Raw genomic sequence first — 19,532 nt, 5'->3', positions numbered from 1 at the left:
CTGTGGGCATGACGGTCAGATCTGGGGACACGCAGGCCGCCGAGGGGGAAGCGCCGACGCTGTTCGTGGTCGACGGCGACGCCGCCGTGCGCGCCGCGCTCGCCCGCGCCGCGGCGTCGGTCGAGCTGCGCGCCGAGGGCTTTCGCGACGGCGCCGCGGCGCTCGCCGGCATCGACCGCGAGCGCGCCGGGTGCCTGGTGCTCGATCTGCGCCTGCCGGACGGCGACGGCTTCGCGCTCATCGACGCGCTGCGCGAGCGCGGCGTCGTGCTGCCGGTCATCATGGCGACCGCCTTCGCCGATGTGCCGACCGCGGTGCGGGCGCTGCGCGCCGGCGTCTACGACTTCTTCGAGAAGCCGGTGTCGGCGCAGGCGCTGCTCGAGCGCGTCCAGGCGGCGATCGTCGAGGACGCCGCCGAGCGCGAGAGCGGGCAGCGCCTGCTCGACTTCGCCGGTCGCCTGGCGCGGCTGACGCCGCGCGAGCGCGAGGTGCTGGCGCTGGTGATCGCCGGCGGCTCGAGCCGCAGCATCGCCGGCGTCCTGGCGCTCAGCCCCAAGACCGTGGAGACGCATCGCGCCAAGCTGATGGCGAAGACCGGCGTCTCGTCGCTCGCCGAGCTGATCCGCCTCGGCCTGCTGGTGCGGCTGCAGGCCGGCAGCCTTGCCGGCGATCCCTTGGCGGCGTATGGCACGCCGCCGCAAGGGGGATCGCGCCGTTGAGACGACTGTTGGCGGTGCTCGCCGCCGGGATCGCCGTCCTGGCCGCGGTGCTGGTGGTACGCACCCTGGGCGTGCGCTCGAAGCAGGTGGCCGTCGCCCCGGTGGCGCCGCTGGCGATCGATGCCGCGGCGGCGGCCGAACGCCTCGCCGGGGCGCTGCGGCTGCGCACCGTCTCGCACCAGGATCCGGCCGACTTCGACGGCGGCCAGTTCCGTGCCCTGCACGACTACCTGGCGCGACAGTTCCCGCGCGTACACCAGACGCTGCGGCGCGAGGCGGTCAACGACTACAGCCTGCTCTACACCTGGCCGGGCGGCGGCGACGGCAGGCCGGCGCTGCTGCTGGCGCACCTCGACGTCGTGCCGGTGGATCCGAGCAGCGAGGCGAGCTGGGTGCATCCGCCGTTCGCGGGCGCCATCGCCGACGGCTACGTCTGGGGCCGCGGCGCGGTGGACGACAAGGGCAGCGCCCTCGCCATCCTCGAGGCGATCGAGCATCTGCTGGCCGCCGGCTACCAGCCGCCGCGCACCGTGATGCTGGCGTTCGGCCACGACGAGGAGCTGCTCGGCGAGCAGGGCGCGCAGGCGATGGCGGCGCTGCTGAAGGCGCGCGGCGTCAGCCCCGAATTCGTGCTCGACGAGGGCGGCTCCATCCTCGAGGGCCTGTTCCCCGGCGTCGCCAGCCCGGTGGCCTCGGTCGGCATGGCGGAGAAGGGCTACGTGAGCGTCGAGCTGACGGTCGACGGCAGCGGCGGCCATTCCTCGATCCCGCCGCGCCGCACCGCCGTCGGCCAGCTCAGCGCCGCCATCGACCGCCTCGAGGAGCAGCGCATGCCGGCCAACATCGACGCCGCCATGCGCCGCAGCTTCGAGTACATCGGCCCGGAGATGATCCCGCCGATGCGCCTGGTGTTCGCCAACCTGTGGCTGTTCCGGCCGCTGGTGGAATGGCAGATGGCGCAGGCGCCGCGCACCGACGCCATTCTCCGCACCACCACCGCGCCGACCATGTTCCACGCCGGGGTGAAGGAGAACCAGCTCCCCACCTCGGCCCGCGCCGTCGTCAACTTCCGCATCCTGCCCGGCGACACCATCGACGACGTGCTGGCGCACGTCGGCCGCGTCGTCGCCGACCCGCAGGTGCAGGTGCGCGTGCTCGGCCGGGCCGACGACCCGTCGCCGGTGTCGGACGTCGACGCGCCGGCGTTCGCCTACCTCAACCGGACCATCCGGTCGGTGAATCCCGACGCCGTCGTCGCTCCGTTCCTGGTGCTCGGCGCCACCGACGCCCGCTTCTACAGCGGCCTCACCCCCAACGTGTACCGCTTTCTCCCCATGCGCACCCGTCCCGATGACGTGCCGCGCTTCCACGGCCTGAACGAGCGCATCGGCATCGACAACTACGTCGGCATGATCCGCTTCTACGCCGAGCTCCTGGGCAACCTCCACGCCCTGGAGGGCCGCGCTCCCGCGCCGCCGCCCGACGCGGCGTCGGAGTAGGGGCGCCACCTCGCGAACCGCCCCGGCGCGGCGGCGCGGCCCTCCGCACCCCGGTTGCGGGGGCGGATGGCCGGTGCTAGCAAGGCGGGTCTACGGGAGAGTGCAATGCAGGAAGGCATCCACCCCACCTACGAAAAGGCCATGGTCGTCTGCGCCTGTGGCAACACCTTCGAGACGCGGTCGACGAAGAAGGAGCTGCACGTCGACATCTGCTCGGCCTGCCATCCCTTCTTCACCGGCAAGCAGAAGCTGCTCGATACCGCCGGCCGGGTCGAGCGCTTCCGGCGCAAGTACGGCCTGAAGGACAAGCAGTAGCGCGCGCGGGCCGGATTCGGGCCCGCGTCGCCGCACCGAATCGCAGGGCGTCGGGGATCTCCCCGGCGCCCTTTTTCGTGCTCGGGCGCCGATGCTGGACAAGCTGGAAGACGTCGAACGCCGCTACGTCGATCTCGAGGAGCGGCTCATCGATCCGTCCCTGGCGGGAGGGGGCAAGGACTTCGCCCGCCTCGCCAAGGAGCGGGCCGAGCTCGAGCCGATCGTCGCCGCCTACCGCGAGTGGAAGGCGGTCACGCACGACATCGAGGGGCACCGGCAGCTCCTCGAATCGGGCGACGCCGACCTCCGCGAGCTGGTCAAGGCCGAGCTGCCCGAGCTGCGCACCCGCGCCGAGGCGTTGCAGCAACGGCTCACCGTCCTCCTGCTGCCCCGGGATCCCAACGACGAGCGCAACGTCGTGCTCGAGATCCGCGCCGGCACCGGCGGCGACGAGGCGAGCCTGTTCGCCGCCGACCTGTTCCGCATGTACAGCCGCTATGCCGAGCGCCAGGGCTGGAAGGTCGAGGTGCTGAGCGCCAACGCCACCGGCCTCGGCGGCTTCAAGGAAGTGATCGCGCTGATCGCGGGGCAGGGCGCCTACAGCCGGCTCAAGTTCGAGGGCGGCGTGCACCGCGTGCAGCGGGTGCCGGCGACCGAGGCGTCGGGCCGCATCCACACCTCGGCGGTGACCGTGGCGGTGCTGCCGGAGGCCGAGGACGTCGAGGTGGACATCGACGAGGCGCGCGAGCTGCGCATCGACGTCTACCGCTCGTCGGGGCCCGGCGGGCAGAGCGTGAACACCACCGACTCCGCGGTGCGCGTCACCCACCTGCCGACCGGCCTCGTCGTCGCCTGCCAGGACGAGAAGTCGCAGCACAAGAACAAGGCGAAGGCGCTGAAGATCCTGCGCGCCCGTCTGCTCGAGCGGGCGCAGGCCGAGCAGGCGGCGGCGGTGGCGGAGAGCCGGCGCGGCATGGTCGGCAGCGGCGACCGCTCGGAGCGGGTGCGGACCTACAACTTCCCGCAGGGCCGGGTCACCGATCACCGCATCAACCTCACCCTCTACAGCCTCGACAAGGTCATCGACGGCGACATCCAGCCGCTGATCGACGGCCTGATCACCCACCACCAGGCGGAGCAACTGCAGGCGGCGGGCGAATGACCGCCGCCGCGCTGTTGCGCGCGGCCAGCGAGCGGCTGGCCGCCGCCGGCATCGAGACGGCGCGGCTCGACGCCGAGGTCCTGCTGGCGCACGCCCTGGGGATCGGGCGCGCGGCGCTGTACGCGCGGCTGCGGGAGCCGGCCGACGGGGCGGGATTCGAGGCGTTGCTCGCGCGCCGCCTGCGCCGCGAGCCGATCGCGTACATCGTCGGCGAGCAGGAGCTCTGGTCGCTGCCGTTCCTCGTCACGCCCGACGTGCTGATTCCGCGCCCGGAAACCGAGCTGCTCATCGCCACCGGCCTGCGCTGGATCGCCGCGCTCCCGCGCGGCCGTGCTCCCGCGACCGCGCTCGACCTCGGCACCGGATCGGGCTGCATCGCCGTCGCGCTCGCCCACGAGTTGCCCGCGCTCGTCCTGGCCGCCGTCGACCTCTCGCCGGCGGCGCTCGCGGTGGCGCGGCGCAATGCGCAACGCCACGGCGTCGCCGAACGCATCCGCTTCCTCGCCGGCGACCTCTACGAGCCGTTGTCGGCCGGCGCCACCTTCGATCTCATCGTCAGCAACCCGCCGTACCTGGCGCCCGGCGACGCCGCCTCGCCGGAGACCGCCTGCGAGCCGCCGACCGCTCTGTTCGCCGGCGCCGACGGCCTCGACGTCATCCGCCGCGTCGTCGCCGGCGCGCCGTCCCGCCTGGCGCCGGCGGGCGCGCTGCTGGTCGAGATCGGCGCCGGCCAGGCGGCGGCGGCGCAGGCGCTGGCCGCCGCGGCGGGGCTGGCGGCGCGCGTCGCGCCGGACCTGGCTGGCATTCCGCGCCTGCTCGTTGCACAACACCCCGGGAGCGCGGGCGAGCCCGCGCCCGAGATGGGCAGGGGAGGCTGATGGACACGATCCTGGTGCGCGGCGGGCGGCGGCTGCAGGGCGAGGTGCCGGTGGCGGGGGCGAAGAACGCGGCGCTGCCGATCCTCTTCGCCACCCTCCTCAGCGACGAGCCGTGCGTCCTGCGCAACCTGCCCGACGTGGTCGACGTACGCACGACGCTGCGCCTGCTCGAGGATCTCGGCGCCACGGTGGAGCGGCTCCCCGGCGGCGCCCGCATCTGCGCCGCCGGCGTGCACCGGCACGAGGCGCTGTACGAGCTGGTGAAGACGATGCGCGCCTCCTTCCTGGTGCTCGGGCCGCTGCTGGCGCGCTTCGGCCGGGCGCGGGTGTCGCTGCCCGGCGGCTGCGCGATCGGCGGCCGGCCGGTGAACCTGCACATCCACGGCTTGCGCGAGCTCGGGGCGGTGATCGACATCGCGCACGGCTACGCGGCGGCGACGGTGGACCGCTTCCGCGGCGCCCGCATCCATCTCGACCTGCCGTCGGTCGGCGCCACCGAGCACCTGATGATGGTGGCAGCGCTCGCCGCGGGCGAGACGATCATCGAGAATGCCGCCTGCGAGCCGGAGATCGCCGATCTCGGCGCGGCCTTGAACGCCATGGGCGCGCGGGTGCAGGGGGCGGGCGAGCCGGTGATCCGCATCGACGGCGTGCCGCGCCTGCGTGGCATGGACTTCTCGGTCGTGCCCGACCGCATCGAGGCCGGGACCTTCCTGATGGCGGCGGCGATGACCGGCGGCGACGTCTTCGTCCGCGGCGCCCGCGCCGATCACCTGCAGGCGGTCGTCTGCAAGCTGCGCGAGGCGGGCCTCGCCATCGACGAGGACGCGGCCGGCCTGCGGGCGCGGGTGGCGCAGCGGCTGCGCGGCGTCGACGTGAAGACGGCGGCGTACCCCGGTTTCCCGACCGATCTGCAGGCGCAGATGATGGCCGTGGCCGCGGTCGCCGAGGGCGCCAGCGTCATCACCGAGACGATCTTCGAGAACCGCTTCATGCACGCCCAGGAGCTGGCGCGCCTGGGGGCCGACATCACCATCGAGGGGGCCAACGCGGTGGTGCGCGGCGTCGCCGGGCTGAGCGGCGCGCCGGTGATGGCCACCGATCTGCGCGCCAGCGTCTCGCTCATCCTCGCCGGCCTCGCCGCCGAGAACACGACCGAGGTGCGCCGCGTCTACCACCTCGACCGCGGCTACGAGCACATCGAGGCCAAGCTGTCGGCGCTCGGCGCCGACATCGAGCGGGTGAAGGGGGCGAAGGGCTGAGCGCGCCAATGGACGGGGATGGCCAGCGATGAGCACCGAGACCATACGCATTCTGCGCAGCGGGGCGCCGGGGTTCCGCCGCGCCTTCGCGGCGCTGCGGGCCACGCACGCGGCCGATCAGCAGCGCGCCGAACGGGCCGCCGCCGGGATCGTCGCGGCGGTGCGGCGGCGCGGCGACGCGGCGCTGATCGCGTATACGAAGCAGTTCGACGGAGTGGCGCTGACGCCGCGCACGCTGCGGGTGCCGGAGCGCGATCTCGTCGCCGCCGAGGCGACGCTGCCGGCGAAGGTCCGCAGCGCCCTGAAGCTGGCGGCGCGGCGCATCCGCGCCTTCCACGCCCGGCAGCGGCAGGCGTCGTGGCGCTATCGCGATGCCGCCGGTCTCGTGCTCGGCCAGAACATCACGCCGCTGCGCCGCGTCGGCGTCTACGTGCCGGGTGGCCACGCCGCCTACCCCTCGTCGGTGCTGATGAACGTCATCCCGGCGCGCGTCGCCGGCGTCGAGGACGTCGTCATGGTCTCGCCCGCGGGGCGCGACGGGCATGCGCCGGCGGTGCTGGCGGCGGCGCGCATCGCCGGCGCCACGGCGGTCTATCGGGTCGGCGGCGCCCAGGCGGTGGCGGCGCTGGCCTACGGCACCCAGAGCATCGCCGCGGTCGACAAGATCGTCGGTCCGGGCAACGCCTACGTGCAGGCGGCGAAGCGGCAGGTGTACGGACAGGTCGACATCGACTCGACCGCTGGGCCGAGCGAGGTGCTGGTGATCGCCGACGCGGCCGCCGATCCGCGCTACGTCGCCGCCGATCTGCTCGCCCAGGCCGAGCACGGCAGCGGCGACGAGAGCGCGCTGCTGCTGACGCCGTCGCCGCGCCTCGCCGCCGCCGTGCAGCGCGCCATCGCCGTCCAGCTCCAGGCGCTGCCGCGCCGGGTCGCGATCGCGCGCATCCTGCGCCGCCGCGGCGCCCTGATCGTCACCCGCGATCTCGACGAGGCGGTGGCGCTCGCCGAGGCGGTCGCGCCCGAGCACCTCGAGCTGCTGGTGCGCGATCCCGGGGCGCTCACCCGCCGGCTGCGCAACGCCGGCGCGATCTTCGAGGGGCCGTGGGCGCCGGCGCCGCTCGGCGACTACCTCGCCGGCCCCAACCACGTGCTGCCGACCGGCGGCAGCGCGCGCTTCTTCTCGCCGCTCGGCACCTACCACTTCGTCAAGCGCACCAGCGTCGTGCGCGGCAGCGCCGCCGCCATGCGCCGCCTCGGCCCGGCCGTCGAGACCCTCGCCGCCCTCGAAGGCTACCAGGCGCACGCGGCGGCGATCCGCGCCCGGCTGGAGGACTGAGAAGACGCCGCACGGAGTCGCTGCGCCGCGGCTGCGGGCGCGGGCTGCTGGGCGTCAGTCGCGCATGCGGTCGAGCAGCGGGCTGAACCAGCGCAGGAGGCGGGAGTGGAGGCGCGGCAGGTGGCGGCGGGTGAAGTCGAGGGCGCGCGCGTCCCAGGAGGTGAAGACCAGGAAGCGCTCGCCTTCGATCGCCTCGCAGGTGAGCTGGGCGACGCGCTCGGGCGACACGGTGCGGCGGTCGAAGCGCTGGCGGAAGTCGACCAGCCGCGGGTGGTCCGGCCGCACGCCCAGGATCACCGCCGAGTGCTTCATCGGCGTGTCGACGGCGCCGGGGCAGACGACGCTGACCCCGATGCCGTGCTGGCGCAGGTCGTAGCGCAGCACCTCCGACAACCCGACGATCGCGAACTTGCTGGTGCTGTACGCCGCGTGCCAGGGCAGGGCGACGAGCCCGGCGAGCGAGGCGACGTTGACCAGGTAGCCGCGGCGGGCGCGGATCATCGGCGGCAGGAAGCGCTCGATGACGTGGATCGTGCCCCACAGGTTGACGCCGAGGACGCGCTGCCAGTCGGCGTGGGTCATGTCCTCGATGACGCCGAAGACGCCGACGCCGGCGACGTTGAGCACCAGGTCCATCGCGCCATGCTCGGCGGTCCAGGCGTCGGCGAGCGCGCTCACCGCCTCGATGTCGGTGACGTCGAGCGGGCGCGCCTCGACCACGGCGCCGTGCCGCTCCGCCAGGTGGCGCGTCTGCTCGAGCCCGGCGGCGTCGATGTCGACCAGGAACGGGAGCAGGCCGCGATCGGCCATCGCCAGCGCCATCGCTCGCCCGATGCCGCTCGCCGCGCCGGTGATCAGCACCCGCAGCCCAGGCTCCAGTCGCATCGCAGGCGTTGTACTGGAAATCGCGCCGCACACAACGGCGATGTGGGCCGGCGGCCGGCGAACGGACGATCGGCGAGACGGGTCGCCTTGACTTCGCCCCCTCTACCAACGAGTTTCGCCCCCCTGGGAGGAGCCTGCGATGCCCAAAGCGCGCACGGCGCGCGTGGCGCGCAAGACCAAGGAGACCGACATCGCGGTCGCGGTGACGGTCGACGGCACCGGCAGCGCATCGGTGGACACGGGCGTGCCCTTCCTCGACCACATGCTCGATGCCTTCGCGCGCCACGGCTTCTTCGATCTGACGGTGCGGGCGCGAGGCGACCTGGCGGTCGATCAGCACCACACGGTCGAGGACGTCGGCCTGGCGCTCGGACAGGCTTTCAAGGATGCGCTCGGCGGCAAGGCCGGCATCCGCCGCTTCGGCGAGGCGGCGTGCCCGCTCGACGAGGCGCTGGTGCGGGTGACCGTCGACCTCGGCGGCCGGCCGTTCCTGGTCTACAACGTCGACATCAAGCGCGCCCGCGTCGGCCAGTTCGACACCGAGCTGGTGCACGACTTCCTGCTGGCGCTGGTCAACCAGCTCGGCATGAACCTGCACGTCGACATGGTGCGCGGCCGCAACGCCCACCACATCATCGAAGCCACGTTCAAGGCCTTCGCCCGCGCCATGGACCATGCGACGAGCGTGGACCCGCGGGTGCGGGGGGTCCTGTCGACCAAGGGCAGTCTCTGAGCGAGGATTCCACGCGAAGCTACGACGGGGCGGCGAAGCGCCGAGTCTCCCATCGGCGCTGCGCGTCGTCGCGCCTTCGCATGGCAGGTCTGCAATGATCGCGATCATCGACTACGGCATGGGCAATCTGCGCTCGGTGCAGAAGGGGCTCGAGCGCGTCGGCGCGCCGGCGATGGTGACCCGCGACGCGGCCGCGATCGAGGGCGCGGCGGGGGTGGTGCTGCCTGGGGTGGGCGCCTTCGGGGCCTGCATGGAGAACCTGCGCGGCTATGGGCTCGTCGACGCGGTGCGGCGGGTGGTCGAGCGCGGCACGCCGTTCCTCGGCATCTGCCTGGGGATGCAACTGCTGTTCGACGAGAGCGAGGAATTCGGGCCGGTGCGGGGCCTGGGCCTGCTGCGCGGGCGGGTGGTGCGCTTCCGCGAGCGCGACGATCCCGAGCTCCGCATCCCGCACATGGGATGGAACCAGATCCAGGCCCGGCAGGAGACGCCGGTGCTGCGCGGCATCGCCGACGGATCGGCGGTGTACTTCGTGCACTCCTACTACGTCGAGCCGGCGGATCCATCGGTGATCGCCACCACCACCGACTACGGCGGCGACTTCGTCTCGGCGGTGGCGCGCGACCGTCTCTTCGCCTGCCAGTTCCACCCGGAGAAGAGCCAGCGCGTCGGGCTGGCGATCCTGCGCAACTTCGCCGACACGGTGGCGGCGTGCTGATCATTCCCGCCATCGACCTGAAGGGCGGCCGCTGCGTGCGCCTGCTGCGCGGCGACTTCGCCGCCGAGACCGTGTACGGCGACGATCCGCTGGCCATGGGCCGGCGCTGGGTGGACGCCGGCGCGCGCTATCTCCACGTCGTCGATCTCGACGGCGCCGTCAGCGGCACGCCGGTCAACGGCGAGGCGATCGCCGCCCTGTGCACGCTGCCGGTGCCGGTGCAGGTCGGCGGCGGCATCCGCACCGTCGAGCGCGCCGGCGCGCTGCTCGGTCTCGGCGCCGACCGCGTCATCTTCGGCACCGCGGCGCTGGAGACGCCGGCGGTGGTCGAGGAGGCGTGCCGCCGCTTCCCCGGCCGCGTCGCGCTCGGCATCGACGCCCGCGCCGGCAAGGTGGCGGTGAAGGGCTGGCTGGAGACCAGCGACGTCAGCGCCGCCGATCTGGCGCGCCGCTTCGCCGGCCTCGGCGCCGCCTGCGTCATCTACACCGACATCGAGCGCGACGGCACGCAGCAGGGGGTCAACATCGCCGCCACCCGCGCCCTCGCCGAGGCCGCCGGCATTCCGGTCATCGCCTCGGGCGGCATCGGCTCGCTGGACGACATCGAGGCGCTGCTGCCGTGCGAGCCCGCCGGCGTGGTGGCGGTGATCGTCGGCCGCGCGCTCTACACCGGCGCGGTGAAGCTCGAGGACGCACTGCGCATCAGTGGACAAGGATGACGCCTTCACCGCCGAGACGCCGAGGCGCGGAGACGGCAGGATCTCTCCGCGCCTCGGCGTCTCGGCGGTGAAGGCTCAATTATGCTGACCAGACGCATCATTCCCTGCCTCGACGTGAAGGACGGCCGCGTCGTCAAGGGCGTCAACTTCGTCGGCCTGCGCGACGCCGGCGACCCGGTCGAGGTGGCGCAGCGCTACGACGACGAGGGCGCCGACGAGCTGACCTTTCTCGACATCACCGCCTCGCACGAACGGCGCGCCATCATCCTCGACGTCGTCGCGCGCACCGCGGAGACGGTGTTCATGCCGCTCACCGTCGGCGGCGGGGTGCGCGAGATCGCCGACATCCGGGCGCTGCTCAACGCCGGCGCCGACAAGGTGTCGATCAACACCGCGGCGGTGCAGCGGCCGGCGTTCGTGGCCGAGGCCTGCGAGCGCTTCGGCGCCCAGTGCATCGTCGTCGCCGTCGACGCCAAGCAGGTGCCGGCCGCCACCGACCGCTGGGAGGTCTACATCCACGGCGGCCGCACGCCCACCGGGCTCGACGCGGTCGAGTGGGCGCGGCGCATGGAACAGTACGGCGCCGGCGAGATCCTGCTCACCAGCATGGACCGCGATGGCACCAAGGCCGGCTACGACATCCGGCTGACACGAGCCATCGCCGACGCCGTGCGCGTCCCGGTCATCGCCTCGGGCGGCGTCGGCACCCTCGAGCACATCCGCGAGGGCCTCACCGCCGGCGGCGCCAGCGCCGCGCTGGCGGCGTCGATCTTCCACTACCGCGAGCACACCATCGCGCAGTGCAAGCAGTACCTGGCCGAGCACGGCGTCCCGGTCAGGCTCTGAGGGGGCTCCCGCAGCGGCGCCGCGCGCGCCGCGCCGCCGCGGGGACGAATGCCGCTCAGTGCGCGATCGGCAGGCCGACCGTGCCGTGGATCATGCCGAGGCGGCGGTAGTCGCTCTCGGTGCGTTCGGTGATGAGGCCGAGACGCTTCAGGTTCGGGATCACGGTGTGCATGTAGATCTCGCTGTTGAGCGCCGGCCACTCGGGCATCCCGTGCAGCATCTGCACCGTGTTGTCGGGATCGAGACCGTACTTGGGGCCGAAGACCCGCAGCATGTCGAGCTGCTGGTTGGCGTTCAGGCACTCGAGGATGGAGAAGGCGAAATCCTCCATCTCCGCCATCTCCTCCGGCGTCGACTCCTTCACCAGGCGGCGCATGGTGAGGATGCCGAAGGCGGCGTGGCGCGCCTCGTCCACCTGGACGCGGCGGATGATGTCGTGCAGCAGGGGGTTGGTGGTGGCGCGGGCGATCTGGTCGAAGATGCCGACCGCCATGCCCTCGAACAGGCACTGCATGCCGAGGGTCTTGGTCTTCCAGGTCGGCGCCGCCAGCAGCCGGTCGAGCAGGACCTTGAGCGTCGGGTCGATGGGCTGCAGGGCGCCCATCTTGCGCTGCAGGAACTTGGCGAGGACCTCGGTGTGGCGCACCTCGTCGATCACCTGCGCGCCGGCGGCGAACTTCGCGTCCATCGTCGGGCAGGCGTTGGTGAGCTGGCCGCAGAGCTGCAGCGCCGCCTGCTCGCCGTGCAGGAGCTGCGAGAGCAGGTGCGTGAACTCGTCCCAGGCCGCCTCCTGACAGGTCGCCTCGTCGGCGCCCATCTCGGTGAGGATCGACGGCAGCAGCAGCGCGCCGGTGCGCGGCAGGAACCACTCGTGGCGCGGGAAGGGCTGGCTCCAGTCGATGTCCGCCTCGGCGTTCCACTGGCCCTTCTTGCTCTTCTCGTAGAGGTCGCGCAGCTCCTCGATCTCGTTGCCGTACTCCCAGGTCCACTGCAGGTCGAGCGGGACGTCGACGTCGATCTGGCGGCGCAGGCCCTCGATCCGGGTCTCGTCGACGAACTCGACGACCTCGAAGTCGCCCAGCATGCGCCGCTGTTCGGCGAGAATCTTGTCGGTCGGCATGGTCAGTCCTCCTCGTGCGCCGCGCGCGGCGCCACCAGTCCGTGATGGAGCAGGGCTTTGATCTCGTCCTTGCGCCGCCGCACCTCGGCGGGCGTGGTGATCGGGCGGCCGAGGAGCTCGGCGCCGAAGTCGCCGGACGCGAAGTGGTAGATGAGCAGGCCGATCAGGCTCTGCACGGTGTGCGGGATGCTGGCGGCGCGCAGCGCGCCGCTGCTCATGCCTTCGCGCAGGAGCTGGGTCGCGGCGCCGATGACCCGGTGCAGCGTCTCGTTGACCGCCCGCTCCTCCTCGAAGGCGCCGCTCAGCTCGTCGTCCTCGAACAGCGAGCGCAGCAGCAGGCGGGCGTAGGCTTCGTGCGCCCCCAGCAGGTCGGCGATGGTGTCGATCCAGCGGTCGAGCCGCTGCACCGGCGAGCCGCCGGCCGCCAGCGCCGTCGTCAGCGCCGCCTCCATGACCCGCAGGATGCGGTCCGCGGTCGCCGCGTAGAGCTGCGCCTTGGTGGGGAAGTGGTGGAACAACGACGACTTGCTGAGCCCCACCGCCTCGGCGATCTCGCTCATGCCGACCGCGGCGTAGCCGCGGCGCGCGAAGAGCGCTTCGGCGGCGTCGAGGATCTTGTCGCGTGCCGAGATGTCCGCCGTTTGTGCGCGCATGAGCCGACCGACCGATCGGTCGAACCCTACCGACCGAGCGGTCGGTCGTCAAGACATTTGTCAGCGCCGCGCCTGCGCTTGCTCAGATCGGCTCCGCCTCGGCCGCTTGCGGAGCGTGGGATCGGAGCGGGAAAGGGCCGGGGGTGAGGGGCCGCGGACGCTGTGCGCCGGGGAGCCGGCGTTCGGCGGCTCGCACGGCTGGCTTCTCCCGCGCATGGGGGCTACGGTCGGCCGCGTGTTCCGCTCGCTCGTCGCTGCCATCGCGCTGCTCGCCGTCGCCGCCGCGGGGCGCGCCCAGCTTTGTCCGGCCGACTGCGACGACGACGCCGTGGTCGCGGTCAACGAGCTGATCACCTGCGTCGGCATCGTGCTCGCCGACGGTCCGACGACGGCCTGTCCGGCCTGCGATGGCGATGCCGACGGCGTCGTCGTGATCAACGAGCTGATCGCTGGCGTCAACAGCGCCCTGGCGGGCTGCGCCGGCGGCGATCTGCCCGACCTGGCGCCGATCTCGGCCCGCTCGGTGGCGATGAATCCGGCGTGCATCACCGATACCAGCGAGATCGACCTGCAGCTCGAGGTGTGCATCGCCAATCAGGGCACGGCCGACAGCGGTCCGTTCGACGTCGTCGTGCTGGGCGAGCCGTTCGGTCGCGTCGGCGGCCTCGCCGCCGGCGCCCAGACCTGCCTGCGCGGGCCGTTCGTTCCGTTCGCCATCGACGTCGACGTGGATGCGGCGGCCGAGGTGGCGGAGAGCGACGAGCTCGACAACTTCGACAGCTTCTACATCCCCCGGCCCAGCCCACCGCCGCTCTGCCTGCCGACCGAGACCCCGGTGCCTGGCGCGGGGTCGGCCGGTCCGGGCGCGTAGCTCCACCGTCCGCCGGGCAGCGGCCCGACCAGCCATCCGGCCAGGATGGGGCCGTGCACGGTCGCATGCGATTTTCTTTGACCCCGAGCGACGGGGGCGGCTACAAAGACAGTTCCCGTTCTGGAGGTCATCCGTGGTCGCACGTGCCGTCTCGCGCGGCGCCCTGGCGTTGCTGGGGACAATCCTGCTGGTGTCGCTCGCGACGCGCGCTCCCGCGCAGTGCGTCGGCGACTGCGCTGGCGATGGCGAGGTGACGATCAGCGACCTCATCCTCGGGGTGAACATCGCCCTCGGGAACCAGCCGGTGAGCGCCTGCCCGGCGTTTGCCAATGGCGGCGACCAGGTCACCATCGCCCAGCTCATCCAGGGCGTGAACAATGCCCTCTCCGGGTGTCCGCCGCCGGCCACCGCCACCGCCACCCACACCGCGATCGCCGCCACCGCGACCAGCACCGCCACCGTCCCGGCGGCCACCGCGACGCACACCCTGGCCACCACCCCGATCGCCACCGCCACCGCGACCGGCACCGCCATCCCGACCGGCACCGCCAGCGCCACCGTGACCGTCACGCCGACGCACACCGGGGTGCCGACCGGGACCGCGACGGCGACGCTCACCGAGCTGCCGGCGACGCCGACCCAGACGGCGATCCCCAGCGGAACCGCCACCGCCACCCTGACGCCGACGCACACCGGGGTCCCGACCGGCACGGCGACGGCGGAGGCGACGCCCACCGCGATGCCGACCGACACCGCGACCGCATCGTTCACGCCGACGCCGACCCCCACGAGGGTGCCGTCGGGCGAGCCGATCGCCGGGCGCGCCGCCTTCATCTCGACCGGGTTGGGCAGCCTGCAGAGTCTGGTCGCCGCCGTCGCCATCGCCGCCACCAACACGGGCGGCGTGCTCGCCTCCGCCGAGGCGATCGGGCCTCCCATCGTGGCGCGCGAGTGCCCGATCAACGGCGCCACCACGCAATCGTGCGGCGAGTCGGGAGCGGGAGAGGACAAGACGCTCCACCTCGTGCTCGGCGCCGACAACTGCGTCGTCCCCGGTCCGCTGGGCGGCCGCAGCGAGCTCGCCGGGTCGATCACCATCGACAGCACGCCGGACGGGGCGAACGAGTGCAGCCCACCGCGATTCGCCGGCGGCGCCTACGACGTTCCCGACCTGATGGCGGTCCTGCACGATGCCAGCAACGACATCGTGCTCACGGCGTCGGGCGACCTCGACGGCACCCTGAATCTGACCGGCGCCAGCGCCTGTCTCGCCGCCGCGTTCTCCTTCTCCGTCAACGGCACGCTATCGACCATGCTGCCCGACGGCACCGCCATCAAGGTGCAGTTCCTCGACACCGCGGTGACGATGGACCACATCACCTACAGCGCCGACTGCGTGCCGCTGAAGTACTCGCTGACGTTCACCGGCGACGCGGTCTTCACCCCGATGCAGGAGGCGCTGCTCGAGGTCTCGGCGCCGTTGATCAGCGGCGTGGCCACGGACGACGGCTTCGCCGTCACGTTCACCGACTTCGTCCTCACCCAGGACGCCACGACCTCGCCGGTGGCGGTGACGATGGCCGGCACCCTGGCGTCGCCGTGCTTCGGGGGCGAGCTGCGGCTCGACACCCCGACGCCGCTCGCGGTCGTGGCCGGCGAGCTCTGTCCGAGCGCGGGCGAGATCGCCGTCACCGGCTCCGACGACGCCCGCTCGACGGTCGGCTACGGCATCGGCGGCGTCACCGTCACGCCCGAGGAGGGAACGGCCACGAGCTATCCGAGCTGTCTGGCGCCGGCGCTGTCGATGTGCGCGCCCGCCTGAGCCGGCGCCCGCCTCAGCCGGCGTGCTTCTCCGCTTCCAGCCAGCGTTCGGCGTCGATGGCCGCCATGCAGCCGGTGCCGGCGGCGGTGACCGCCTGGCGGTAGACGCTGTCCTGCACGTCGCCGCAGGCGAACACCCCCGGCACGCTGGTGTAGGTGCTGCGGCCGACGGTGCGGATGTAGCCGGTCTCGTCGAGGTCGAGCTGCCCCCGGAACAGCGCCGTGTTCGGCTGGTGGCCGATGGCGACGAAGACGCCGTCGCAGGGCAGGCCGCGCCGCGTCCCGCCGTCGCTGGGCTCGAGGGTGACGCCGGTGACGCCGGTGCCGTGCGGCTCGCCGTGGATCTCGGCGATGCGCGTGTTCCACTCGAACCGGATCTTCGGGTTCCGCATCGCCCGCTCGGCCATGATCTTGGAGGCGCGCAGCGTGTCGCGCCGGTGCACGACGTGCACCAGCGAGGCGAACTTGGTGAGGAAGATCGCCTCCTCCATCGCCGTGTCGCCGCCGCCGACCACGACCACGATCTTGTCCTTGAAGAAGAAGCCGTCGCAGGTGGCGCAGGCCGAGACGCCGTAGCCCATCAGGCGCTGTTCGGATTCGATCCCGAGCAGCTTGGCGGAGGCGCCGGTGGCGATGATCAGGGCGTCGCAGGTGAGGCGGTCCTTGCCGAGGGTGAGGGTGAACGGCCGCTGCGACAGGTTCACGGCGGTGACGTCGCCGAACAGCATCGTCGTGCCGAAGCGCTCCGCCTGGGCCTTGAACAGCTCCATCATCTCCGGTCCCTGCAGGCCCTTGGGGAACCCGGGATAGTTCTCCACCTCGGTCGTTATGGTAAGTTGCCCCCCCGGTTGCATGCCTTCGACCACCACCGGCGCCAGCTCGGCGCGCGCCGCGTAGAGCGCCGCCGTGAGCCCGGCGGGACCGGAACCGAGGATGACCAGGTGATGATGCGACATGGGACGCGAAGCTAATGGGCGCCGCTCGGGGGCGCAAGCCGCGCGCGGCCGGCCTGACCCACATCGACGCCCGCGGCCGGGCGCGCATGGTCGACGTCGGCGCCAAGCCGGTGAGCGAACGCATCGCGGTCGCCAGCGCCACCCTGCGCATGCAGCCGGCGACCCTGCGCCGCATCGAACGCGGCGGCATCGCCAAGGGCGAGGTGCTGGCGGTGGCGCGCATCGCCGGCATCATGGCCGCCAAGCGCACCGCGGAGCTCATCCCGCTCTGCCATCCCCTGCCGGTCGAGGTGGCGAGCATCGACTTCGCCCCCGGCCGCGGCGGCCGCCTGCGCATCGCCGCCACGGTCAAGGTCAGCGGCAAGACCGGGGTCGAGATGGAGGCGCTCGCCGCCGTCAGCGTCGCCGCGCTCACCGTCTACGACATGTGCAAGGCGATCGACCGCGGCATGGTGATCACCGACCTCGGCATCGACGAGAAGTCGGGGGGCCGATCGGGGACGTGGACGCGACCGCGGTCGGCCGCCAGCCCACGGCGATCGGCGGCGCGCGCCCGGCGCCGCTCCGTCTGAGCGCGGACGGCTGACGGCTGCGCTGGCATGTCGACCCCGCCGATCCTGTTGCTGCGCTCCGGCAAGGACCGTCCCCTCCGCCTCGGTCATCCGTGGGTGTACTCGGGGGCGATCCGCGACCTCGATCCGGGGCTGGCGCCGGGCACGATCGTGCGCCTGCGCGCCGCCGACGGGGCGCCGCTCGGCGTCGGCTACGTGAACCCCGGCTGCACCATCGCGGTGCGGCTGCTCAGTCGGCGCGACGAGCCGATCGACGACGCCTTCCTGCGCCGCCGCGTCGGCGCCGCCGTGGCGCTGCGCCGCCGCGTCGTCGCCGCCGACACCGACGCCTACCGCCTCATCAACGGCGAGGGCGACGGCCTGCCCGGCATCCTCGTCGATCGCTACGCCGGCTCGCTGGTGGTGCAGATCCTCACCGCCGGCGCCGAGCGGTTGCGGCCGCTGCTGGTCGCCGCCCTGGTCGAGCACCTGCGACCGCGCACCATCGTCGAGCGCAGCGAGGGCGCGGTGCGCGCCGCCGAGGGCCTGGCGCCGGCGACCGGGGTGCTCGCCGGCGATCCGCCGCAGGAGGAGATCGTGCGCGAGAACGGGCTGCGCTTCACCGTCGTCCCCGGCGCCGGGCAGAAGACCGGTCACTTCTGCGACCAGCGCCGCAACCGCGCCCGCGTCCGCCAGCTCGCCGAGGGCGCCACGGTGCTCGATGCCTTCGCCTATCACGGCGGCTTCGCCGTCCACGCCGGCGCCGGCGGCGCGGCGCGCGTCGTCGCCGTCGACAGCTCCGGCGCCGCCATCGCCACCGCCGAGCGGCAGTGGGCGCTGAACCACCTGCCGCTCGAGCGCGCCGCGTTCGTCGCCGCCGACGTCGGCCGCTTCCTGCGCGAGAGCGACGACGCCTTCGATCTCCTGGTCCTCGATCCGCCGGCGCTGGTGAAGCAGCGCCGGGACGTCAGCCGCGGCGCCCGCGCCTACAAGGACCTCAACCTCTGGGCGATGCGGCGCGCCCGGCCCGGCGCCTTGCTGTGCACGTTCACCTGCTCGCAACACGTCGACGCCGCGCTCTTCCGCAAGATCGTCGCCGGCGCCGCCGCGGACGCCGGCCGCGCCGTCTCGCTTCTCGCCCACCTCGGCCCCGGTCCGGATCACCCGGTGGCGCTCGCCCACCCGGAGGGCGAGTACCTGCACGGCCTGCTGCTGCAGGTCGCGTAGGCCCGACCAGTGACGGACCGCGGCGGCGCGGGCGCGACCTTTGCGATTGTTCGCGACGGGCCGGCGACTATACTGCGCGTCGGTCATGGAGGATCGCATGTCGAAGTGGGTCGTCGCCGCCGCCGTGTTGCTCGCCGTTCCCGCCGCCGCCCAACCGATGCGCTGCGCCGGCCAGCTCATCGAGCCGGGCGTCGCCATGCAGGCGGTGCTCGAGCTGTGCGGCCAGCCGGCCATCCGCCGCGAGTGGACCGAGGTGGTGCCGGCCGGGGACGACGACGAGGGCATGATGGACGCCGCCCGCATCCCGATGGCGGAGTGGGTCTACGACAACGGCGGCGATCCCGACCTGTTCGCCAGCAAGGTCCTGTTCCGCAACGGCGTCGTCTCGGAGGTCAAGAACTGACCGCGGCGCGCTGGCTGCGGTCGGGCAGCGCCCGCCTCGACCGGCGGCGTCTACTCACTGCGACTATCGACGCCGCGTCGGGCGCGCGCTACAGCGCGCCCGCATGCCCGACCAACTCGCCGTCAAGCTGTGGGCGCGGGCCGACCGGCCGCGCGAGAAGCTGCTCGATCACGGCGCCGCCGCCCTGTCGGTCGCCGAGTTGCTCGCCGTGGTGCTGCGCAGCGGCAGCGAGGGCGAGACGGTGCTCGATCAGGCGCGCGCCGTGCTCGAGACGGCGGGCAACAGCCTGCACGGGCTGGCGCGCCTGGGCATGGCGGAGCTGTGCGCGCTGAATGGCATCGGCCCCGCCAAGGCCTCGCAACTGCTGGCGGTGGTCGAGCTGTGCAAGCGCTTCGGCGAGGTGGAGTTCCCGCCCGGCGAGTCCTTCCGCTCCAGCCGGGACATCTACGCCCACTTCCGCACCCGCCTCGCCGACCAGCGCCACGAGCAGTTCTACGCCGTGCTGCTCGACACCAAGCACCGCAAGATCCGCGACGTCTGCGTCTCCCAGGGCTCGCTGACCGCCAGCATCGTCCACCCGCGCGAGGTGTTTCTGCCGGTGATCCGCGACTCGGCCGCGGCGGTGATCTTCGTCCACAATCATCCCAGCGGCGATCCGACGCCGAGCCGCGAGGACGTCGACATCACCCGCCGACTGCGCGAGGTCGGCGAGCTGATGGGCGTCCGCGTCCTCGACCACATCGTCATCGGCCGCGGCCGTTACGTCAGCTTCGTCGACGACGGCTACTGGTGAGCGGCGAGGCGGTGCCGCCGGCCGGGGATGGCTGATGACGATCACCTGGGATGGGCGCGGGGGCT

The 19,532-nt window shown here is 72.9% G+C and carries 21 protein-coding genes; 17 read left to right on the top strand and 4 right to left on the bottom strand.

What is annotated here, in order from left to right; translation table 11 throughout:
- Positions 1 to 8: 8 nt before the first annotated feature.
- From KF840_16345 to hisD, 7 genes are all read left to right on the top strand, one after another.
- Positions 9 to 719 carry a response regulator transcription factor gene (locus KF840_16345; GenBank protein ID MBX3026479.1) on the top strand — a complete coding sequence of 237 codons (711 nt, stop codon included), beginning with the start codon at positions 9 to 11 and terminating at the stop codon, positions 717 to 719.
- Positions 716 to 2,218: a M20 family peptidase gene (locus tag KF840_16340; protein MBX3026478.1), complete on the top strand. Its 1,503-nt coding sequence runs from the start codon at positions 716 to 718 to the stop codon at positions 2,216 to 2,218. The genes KF840_16345 and KF840_16340 overlap by 4 nt, the downstream gene beginning before the upstream one ends.
- Before the next feature lie 105 nt (positions 2,219 to 2,323).
- Positions 2,324 to 2,533, top strand: coding sequence for a 50S ribosomal protein L31 (gene rpmE / locus KF840_16335; protein MBX3026477.1), 210 nt, complete (start codon positions 2,324 to 2,326; stop codon positions 2,531 to 2,533).
- Between the two features lie 91 nt (positions 2,534 to 2,624).
- Positions 2,625 to 3,695: a peptide chain release factor 1 gene (prfA, locus tag KF840_16330; protein MBX3026476.1), complete on the top strand. Its 1,071-nt coding sequence runs from the start codon at positions 2,625 to 2,627 to the stop codon at positions 3,693 to 3,695.
- Positions 3,692 to 4,573, top strand: a complete 882-nt coding sequence (prmC, locus tag KF840_16325; protein ID MBX3026475.1) for a peptide chain release factor N(5)-glutamine methyltransferase — start codon at positions 3,692 to 3,694, stop codon at positions 4,571 to 4,573. The genes prfA and prmC overlap by 4 nt, the downstream gene beginning before the upstream one ends.
- Entirely contained in the window at positions 4,573 to 5,835 is a 1,263-nt protein-coding gene (gene murA / locus KF840_16320) for a UDP-N-acetylglucosamine 1-carboxyvinyltransferase (protein ID MBX3026474.1), read from the top strand. Before prmC ends, murA begins: the two co-directional genes overlap by 1 nt.
- 28 nt (positions 5,836 to 5,863) lie before the next feature.
- Complete coding sequence (gene hisD, locus KF840_16315; GenBank protein ID MBX3026473.1) at positions 5,864 to 7,171, top strand: histidinol dehydrogenase; 1,308 nt, start codon at positions 5,864 to 5,866, stop codon at positions 7,169 to 7,171.
- Between the two features lie 54 nt (positions 7,172 to 7,225).
- Here the strand turns inward: hisD and KF840_16310 are convergent, their stop codons facing one another.
- Positions 7,226 to 8,056, bottom strand: coding sequence for an SDR family oxidoreductase (locus KF840_16310; protein ID MBX3026472.1), 831 nt, complete (start codon positions 8,054 to 8,056; stop codon positions 7,226 to 7,228).
- 139 nt (positions 8,057 to 8,195) lie between these two features.
- Here KF840_16310 and hisB point away from each other — a divergent pair, with 139 nt between their 5' ends.
- The 4 genes from hisB to hisF all read left to right on the top strand — a co-directional run bounded on the left by hisB (position 8,196) and on the right by hisF (position 11,072).
- Positions 8,196 to 8,789 carry an imidazoleglycerol-phosphate dehydratase HisB gene (hisB, locus tag KF840_16305; GenBank protein MBX3026471.1) on the top strand — a complete coding sequence of 198 codons (594 nt, stop codon included), beginning with the start codon at positions 8,196 to 8,198 and terminating at the stop codon, positions 8,787 to 8,789.
- A gap of 94 nt (positions 8,790 to 8,883) precedes the next feature.
- Entirely contained in the window at positions 8,884 to 9,507 is a 624-nt protein-coding gene (gene hisH, locus KF840_16300; protein ID MBX3026470.1) for an imidazole glycerol phosphate synthase subunit HisH, read from the top strand.
- A complete protein-coding gene (hisA, locus tag KF840_16295; GenBank protein MBX3026469.1) occupies positions 9,501 to 10,226 on the top strand; it encodes a 1-(5-phosphoribosyl)-5-[(5-phosphoribosylamino)methylideneamino]imidazole-4-carboxamide isomerase in 726 nt (241 codons plus the stop codon). Before hisH ends, hisA begins: the two co-directional genes overlap by 7 nt.
- Before the next feature lie 81 nt (positions 10,227 to 10,307).
- Positions 10,308 to 11,072: an imidazole glycerol phosphate synthase subunit HisF gene (hisF, locus tag KF840_16290; GenBank protein MBX3026468.1), complete on the top strand. Its 765-nt coding sequence runs from the start codon at positions 10,308 to 10,310 to the stop codon at positions 11,070 to 11,072.
- A gap of 55 nt (positions 11,073 to 11,127) precedes the next feature.
- Here hisF and KF840_16285 read toward each other — a convergent pair whose 3' ends face one another.
- Entirely contained in the window at positions 11,128 to 12,192 is a 1,065-nt protein-coding gene (locus tag KF840_16285) for a hypothetical protein (protein ID MBX3026467.1), read from the bottom strand.
- 2 nt (positions 12,193 to 12,194) lie between these two features.
- A complete protein-coding gene (locus KF840_16280) occupies positions 12,195 to 12,845 on the bottom strand; it encodes a TetR/AcrR family transcriptional regulator (GenBank protein MBX3026466.1) in 651 nt (216 codons plus the stop codon).
- Positions 12,846 to 13,080: 235 nt separating this feature from the next.
- Between KF840_16280 and KF840_16275 the strand changes: the two genes are divergently transcribed.
- Complete coding sequence (locus KF840_16275) at positions 13,081 to 13,716, top strand: hypothetical protein (protein ID MBX3026465.1); 636 nt, start codon at positions 13,081 to 13,083, stop codon at positions 13,714 to 13,716.
- 133 nt (positions 13,717 to 13,849) lie between these two features.
- Complete coding sequence (locus tag KF840_16270) at positions 13,850 to 15,538, top strand: hypothetical protein (GenBank protein MBX3026464.1); 1,689 nt, start codon at positions 13,850 to 13,852, stop codon at positions 15,536 to 15,538.
- 13 nt (positions 15,539 to 15,551) lie between these two features.
- Here the strand turns inward: KF840_16270 and trxB are convergent, their stop codons facing one another.
- Complete coding sequence (gene trxB / locus KF840_16265; protein ID MBX3026463.1) at positions 15,552 to 16,493, bottom strand: thioredoxin-disulfide reductase; 942 nt, start codon at positions 16,491 to 16,493, stop codon at positions 15,552 to 15,554.
- A 14-nt stretch (positions 16,494 to 16,507) separates the two neighbouring features.
- Between trxB and moaC the strand changes: the two genes are divergently transcribed.
- The 4 genes from moaC to radC all read left to right on the top strand — a co-directional run bounded on the left by moaC (position 16,508) and on the right by radC (position 19,467).
- A complete protein-coding gene (moaC, locus tag KF840_16260) occupies positions 16,508 to 17,065 on the top strand; it encodes a cyclic pyranopterin monophosphate synthase MoaC (protein ID MBX3026462.1) in 558 nt (185 codons plus the stop codon).
- A gap of 27 nt (positions 17,066 to 17,092) precedes the next feature.
- Complete coding sequence (locus KF840_16255; protein MBX3026461.1) at positions 17,093 to 18,271, top strand: class I SAM-dependent rRNA methyltransferase; 1,179 nt, start codon at positions 17,093 to 17,095, stop codon at positions 18,269 to 18,271.
- A 97-nt stretch (positions 18,272 to 18,368) separates the two neighbouring features.
- Positions 18,369 to 18,674 carry a DUF2845 domain-containing protein gene (locus KF840_16250; GenBank protein ID MBX3026460.1) on the top strand — a complete coding sequence of 102 codons (306 nt, stop codon included), beginning with the start codon at positions 18,369 to 18,371 and terminating at the stop codon, positions 18,672 to 18,674.
- A gap of 103 nt (positions 18,675 to 18,777) precedes the next feature.
- Positions 18,778 to 19,467 (top strand): DNA repair protein RadC, encoded by a 690-nt coding sequence (radC, locus tag KF840_16245; GenBank protein MBX3026459.1) that lies wholly within the window; start codon positions 18,778 to 18,780, stop codon positions 19,465 to 19,467.
- Positions 19,468 to 19,532 lie beyond the last annotated feature (65 nt).

The sequence above is a fragment of the bacterium genome, from assembly GCA_019637795.1.
Lineage (GTDB): Bacteria > Desulfobacterota > Binatia > HRBIN30 > CADEER01 > JAHBUY01.
The sequence above is the reverse complement of the archived record's forward strand: the minus strand, read 5'-3'. Positions and strand labels throughout refer to the sequence as shown.

Bases quoted from the DNA above. Each gene is read 5' to 3' on its own strand.
- KF840_16345 (MBX3026479.1), top strand. From the start codon at position 9: ATGACGGTCAGATCTGGGGACACGCAGGCCGCCGAGGGGGAAGCGCCG.
- rpmE (MBX3026477.1), top strand. From the start codon at position 2,324: ATGCAGGAAGGCATCCACCCCACCTACGAAAAGGCCATGGTCGTCTGC.
- prfA (MBX3026476.1), top strand. From the start codon at position 2,625: ATGCTGGACAAGCTGGAAGACGTCGAACGCCGCTACGTCGATCTCGAG.
- prmC (MBX3026475.1), top strand. From the start codon at position 3,692: ATGACCGCCGCCGCGCTGTTGCGCGCGGCCAGCGAGCGGCTGGCCGCC.
- murA (MBX3026474.1), top strand. From the start codon at position 4,573: ATGGACACGATCCTGGTGCGCGGCGGGCGGCGGCTGCAGGGCGAGGTG.
- hisD (MBX3026473.1), top strand. From the start codon at position 5,864: ATGAGCACCGAGACCATACGCATTCTGCGCAGCGGGGCGCCGGGGTTC.
- KF840_16310 (MBX3026472.1), bottom strand. From the start codon at position 8,056: ATGCGACTGGAGCCTGGGCTGCGGGTGCTGATCACCGGCGCGGCGAGC.
- hisB (MBX3026471.1), top strand. From the start codon at position 8,196: ATGCCCAAAGCGCGCACGGCGCGCGTGGCGCGCAAGACCAAGGAGACC.
- hisH (MBX3026470.1), top strand. From the start codon at position 8,884: ATGATCGCGATCATCGACTACGGCATGGGCAATCTGCGCTCGGTGCAG.
- hisF (MBX3026468.1), top strand. From the start codon at position 10,308: ATGCTGACCAGACGCATCATTCCCTGCCTCGACGTGAAGGACGGCCGC.
- KF840_16285 (MBX3026467.1), bottom strand. From the start codon at position 12,192: ATGCCGACCGACAAGATTCTCGCCGAACAGCGGCGCATGCTGGGCGAC.
- KF840_16280 (MBX3026466.1), bottom strand. From the start codon at position 12,845: ATGCGCGCACAAACGGCGGACATCTCGGCACGCGACAAGATCCTCGAC.
- trxB (MBX3026463.1), bottom strand. From the start codon at position 16,493: ATGTCGCATCATCACCTGGTCATCCTCGGTTCCGGTCCCGCCGGGCTC.
- moaC (MBX3026462.1), top strand. From the start codon at position 16,508: ATGGGCGCCGCTCGGGGGCGCAAGCCGCGCGCGGCCGGCCTGACCCAC.
- KF840_16255 (MBX3026461.1), top strand. From the start codon at position 17,093: ATGTCGACCCCGCCGATCCTGTTGCTGCGCTCCGGCAAGGACCGTCCC.
- KF840_16250 (MBX3026460.1), top strand. From the start codon at position 18,369: ATGTCGAAGTGGGTCGTCGCCGCCGCCGTGTTGCTCGCCGTTCCCGCC.
- radC (MBX3026459.1), top strand. From the start codon at position 18,778: ATGCCCGACCAACTCGCCGTCAAGCTGTGGGCGCGGGCCGACCGGCCG.